This is a genomic window from Rhodopseudomonas sp. WA056, assembly GCF_010906995.1.
GTDB lineage: Bacteria > Pseudomonadota > Alphaproteobacteria > Rhizobiales > Xanthobacteraceae > Rhodopseudomonas > Rhodopseudomonas palustris_G.
This window is the reverse complement of the sequence record NZ_QPFS01000204.1, coordinates 1-4,217: the sequence shown is the minus strand read 5'-3', so window position 1 is coordinate 4,217 and position 4,217 is coordinate 1. Positions and strand designations below refer to the sequence as shown.

Genomic DNA, 4,217 nt, shown 5'->3' with positions numbered 1-4,217 from the left:
CCCCTCCCGGAACCCACCCAGGGGGATCGGCGTCATCGGTCGCCGGTATCGTTCGCCGTCCTTGTCCGCTACCAATCCCTCTGCGATTCGATCCCGATTTCCCTCAGCCGGAGACCGTCTGCCATGACCATCACCACTGCCCACATTCCAGCCATCGTTGCGCTGATCGCCGGTATCCTGATTCTGGTGATGCCGCGGCTGCTCAATTTCATCGTTGCGATCTACCTGATCTGTGTCGGACTGATCGGTCTCGGCGCGCTGCGCTTCCTGCATCTTTAGTCGTCACGGGTTCCGCCGCCTTGCTTGCGACCGCCAAAACGTGGTCTAAAGCGCCCGTTTTCTGTTCCTCTCTCGCGGACCGTTGAAAGCCATGGCCAAAGCCGCTTCGAAGAAGAAGACCGCCCCGAAATCCAAGTCTTCTGGTGCTGCGCGCGGAAAGGGCGCCGCAGCGTCGAGTGCCCGGAAAGCGGTGGCCAAGAGCCCGCCGAAGGCGGCCAAGAAGGCTGTTAGCAAACCGGCCTCGAAGCCTGCTGGCAAATCGGCAGCCAAGTCCGTCGGCAAGTCCGTTGCCAAGGCTCCGGTGAAGGCTCCGGCAAAGTCCGCGGCGAAGGCTCCGGCGAAATCTGCCGCCAAGGCCAAAACGGTGACGAAGCCCGCCGCCAAGACAGTGACCAAGGCGTCGGCCAAGCCGGTCAGCAAGCCTGCCTCGAAGCCCGCGGCCAAGCCCGCCAAGAAGCCGGCCGCGAAAGCCGTCGCCGCGCCGAAGGCCGGCAAGTGGGTCTACACCTTCGGCGACGGCAAGGCCGAAGGCCGCGCCAACATGCGCGACCTGCTCGGCGGCAAGGGCGCCAACCTCGCCGAGATGGCCAATCTCGGCCTGCCGGTGCCGCCCGGCTTCACCATTCCGACCTCGGTCTGCACCTACTTCTACGCCAACGGCAAGACCTACCCGAAGGAACTGCAGTCGCAGGTCGAACGCGCGCTGGAGTATGTCGGCAAGCTCACCGGCAAGAAGTTCGGCGATCCTCAGAACCCGCTGCTGGTCTCGGTGCGCTCCGGCGCCCGCGCCTCGATGCCGGGCATGATGGACACCGTGCTCAATCTCGGCCTCAACGACGAGACCGTCGAGGCCGTGGCGGCGAAATCCGGTGATCGCCGCTTCGCCTACGACAGCTATCGCCGCTTCATCACGATGTATTCCGACGTGGTGCTCGGCTTCGAGCATCATCACTTCGAGGAAATCCTCGACGCTTACAAGGACGCCAAGGGCTTCACGCTCGACACCGATCTCGATGCCGACGACTGGGTCGATCTGGTCGGCCAGTACAAGGACGCGGTGGCGCGCGAGACCGGCGCGGACTTCCCGCAGGATCCGAACGACCAGCTCTGGGGCGCGATCGGCGCGGTGTTCTCGTCGTGGATGAACGCCCGCGCGGTGACTTATCGCCGCCTGCACGACATTCCGGAATCCTGGGGCACCGCCGTCAACGTTCAGGCGATGGTGTTCGGCAACATGGGTGAGACCTCGGCGACCGGCGTCGCCTTCACCCGCAACCCGTCGACCGGCGAAAGCCGGCTGTACGGCGAGTTCCTGATCAACGCGCAAGGCGAGGACGTCGTCGCCGGCATCCGCACCCCGCAGGACATCACCGAATATGCCCGCATCGAATCCGGCTCCGACAAGCCGTCGATGGAAATGGCGATGCCCGACGCCTTCAACGAGCTGACGCGGATCTACACCCTGCTGGAAAAGCACTACCGCGACATGCAGGACATGGAATTCACGATCGAGCAGGGCAAGCTGTGGATGCTGCAGACCCGCGGCGGCAAGCGCACCGCCAAGGCGGCGCTGCGGATCGCGGTCGAGCTCGCCAACGAGGGGCTGATCAACCGCCAGGACGCGGTCACCCGGATCGAGCCGGGCTCGCTCGACCAGCTTCTGCACCCGACCATCGACCCCAACGCCAAGCGTGACGTCATCGCCACCGGCCTGCCGGCGTCGCCCGGCGCCGCCTCCGGCGAGATCGTGTTCTCGTCGGACGAGGCCGCCAAGCTGCATGCCGACGGCCGCAAGGTGATCCTGGTCCGGATCGAGACCAGCCCCGAAGACATTCACGGCATGCACGCCTCGGAAGGCATCCTCACCACCCGCGGCGGCATGACCTCGCACGCTGCCGTGGTGGCGCGCGGCATGGGCAAGCCCTGCGTGTCGGGCTGCGGCGCGATCCGCGTCGATTACGGCCGCGGCACGATGATGATCGGCAACCGCACCTTCAAGGCCGGCGACATCATCACGATCGACGGCGGCACCGGCCAGGTGCTGGCCGGCAAGATGCCAATGATCGAGCCGGAGCTGTCGGGCGATTTCAACACGCTGATGGGCTGGGCCGACGAGGTCCGCAAGCTCAAGGTCCGCGTCAACGCCGACACCCCGGTCGACGCCCGCACCGCCATCAAGTTCGGCGCCGAAGGCATCGGCCTGTGCCGCACCGAGCACATGTTCTTCGAAGAGACCCGCATCCGCACCGTGCGCGAGATGATCCTGGCCGAAGACGAGCAGTCGCGCCGCGCCGCGCTCGCCAAGCTTTTGCCGATGCAGCGCGCCGACTTCGTCGAGCTGTTCGAGATCATGAAGGGCCTGCCGGTGACGGTGCGGCTGCTCGACCCGCCGCTGCACGAGTTCCTGCCGCACAGCCACGCCGAGATCGAGGAAGTGGCGCGGGCGATGAACGCCGATCCGCGCCGGCTGGCCGATCGCGCCCGCGAGCTGGCCGAGTTCAACCCGATGCTCGGCTTCCGCGGCTGCCGTCTGGCGATCGCCTATCCGGAGATCGCCGAGATGCAGGCCCGCGCCATCTTCGAGGCCGCTGTCGAGGCCGAGAAGCGTACCGGCGAACAGGTCGGTCTCGAAGTGATGGTGCCGCTGATCGCGACCCGCGCCGAGTTCGAACTGGTCAAGGCCCGGATCGACGCCACCGCGCATGCGGTGAACCGCGAGACCGGCAGCAGCCTGAAGTATCAGGTCGGCACCATGATCGAACTGCCGCGCGCCTGCCTGATGGCCGGCGACATCGCCGAGGGCGCCGAATTCTTCTCGTTCGGCACCAACGATCTGACCCAGACGACCTTCGGCATCAGCCGCGACGACGCCGCCAGCTTCCTCGGCACCTATATCGAGAAGGGCATCTTTTCGGTCGATCCGTTCGTCTCGGTCGACCGCGACGGCGTCGGCGAATTGGTCCGGATCGGCGTCGAGCGCGGCCGCAAGACCCGCCGCGATCTCAAGGTCGGCATCTGCGGCGAACACGGCGGCGATCCGGCCTCGGTGGCGTTCTGCCACGAAGTCGGCCTCAACTACGTGTCGTGCTCGCCGTACCGCGTGCCGATCGCGCGGCTCGCCGCCGCGCAGGCCGCGCTCGGCAAGGCGATCGCCAGCCAGGCGTAATCGCGCCTCGCAAGACTGATCGGATTTCGAATGGCCGGGCCTCGTCCCGGCCATTTGTATTTTGCGCTGGTAACCAGCGGCGCGGCTTGTGCGCAGCGTCCTGTTAACGACGTCCCGCAACGCATTCTTAACCACCGCCGTGAAGCGCTGATTCACCACATTCGCAGCCGGTTCCGTGAACTAACAGCTCGGCGTTGCGTGTTGCGCGCGTGCATCGGCCATTAACGCACGGGCAACTTTAATCGGATAACAACGCAAACGATCAACTTGTCCGAAACCCTCGGACTTGGTCGCCAGTAAGCGTTGCGTGAGCGTATCGATGTCAGTCATGCGTAACCGGTCGAAGGGCGCGCGGATTGCGTCCTTCGGCCTCGGGGTTTGTGTCTTCGCGGCGCTGCCCAACGAAATCGGACACCAGGATATCGCCTCGCTGCTGGTGCGGCAGACCGGCGCCACCGAGCGTTGGCAGAAGCGGATGTTCGCGTCCTCGCTGGGCTCGGTGCAGGTCGCGACGTTCTCGTTCGGCCGCCCGATGGGAACCTGGATGCCGCAGCTCGGCGCCGCGCGCCTGGTCAGCATCGAAGGCCGCAGCGGCGGCCTCGCGCCGAGCCGCAATCCGCTGCTCCAGGCGCCGCCGCGCTTCCAGGCTTCGGACTATCCGAAGGTCGACCGCACGCTGAAAGGCGATCGCCTGGCGCTCGCGCGGCCCGAGCAAGCCCAGACCCTCGAAGTCGCACCCGCGCCCGACGATGCCGCGTCGCAGACCCCGGAC

Annotated in this window: 3 protein-coding genes and 1 pseudogene; 3 read left to right on the top strand and 1 reads right to left on the bottom strand. The window is 66.2% G+C overall.

Translation table 11 applies throughout. The annotated features are described in order from the left end of the window. Window positions 1-123 precede the first annotated feature (123 nt). The gene (locus DU475_RS23170) at window positions 124-279 is read left to right on the top strand and encodes a DUF3096 domain-containing protein (protein WP_013500996.1); all 156 of its coding nucleotides are present in this window, start codon (window positions 124-126) and stop codon (window positions 277-279) included. 45 nt (window positions 280-324) lie between these two features. Here the strand turns inward: DU475_RS23170 and DU475_RS24560 are convergent, their stop codons facing one another. After that, window positions 325-675 carry a hypothetical protein gene (locus DU475_RS24560; protein ID WP_349644220.1) on the bottom strand — a complete coding sequence of 117 codons (351 nt, stop codon included), beginning with the start codon at window positions 673-675 and terminating at the stop codon, window positions 325-327. Between DU475_RS24560 and ppdK the strand changes: the two genes are divergently transcribed. Both ppdK and DU475_RS23160 read left to right on the top strand, forming a co-directional pair. Beyond that, window positions 644-3,445: a pyruvate, phosphate dikinase gene (ppdK, locus tag DU475_RS23165; RefSeq protein WP_234713382.1), complete on the top strand. Its 2,802-nt coding sequence runs from the start codon at window positions 644-646 to the stop codon at window positions 3,443-3,445. The two genes, DU475_RS24560 and ppdK, sit on opposite strands and share 32 nt — an antisense overlap. 319 nt (window positions 3,446-3,764) lie before the next feature. After that, a pseudogene (locus DU475_RS23160) lies at window positions 3,765-4,217 on the top strand (cell wall hydrolase); the annotation flags it as partial.

Bases quoted from the DNA above. Each gene is read 5' to 3' on its own strand.
- DU475_RS23170 (WP_013500996.1), top strand. From the start codon at position 124: ATGACCATCACCACTGCCCACATTCCAGCCATCGTTGCGCTGATCGCC.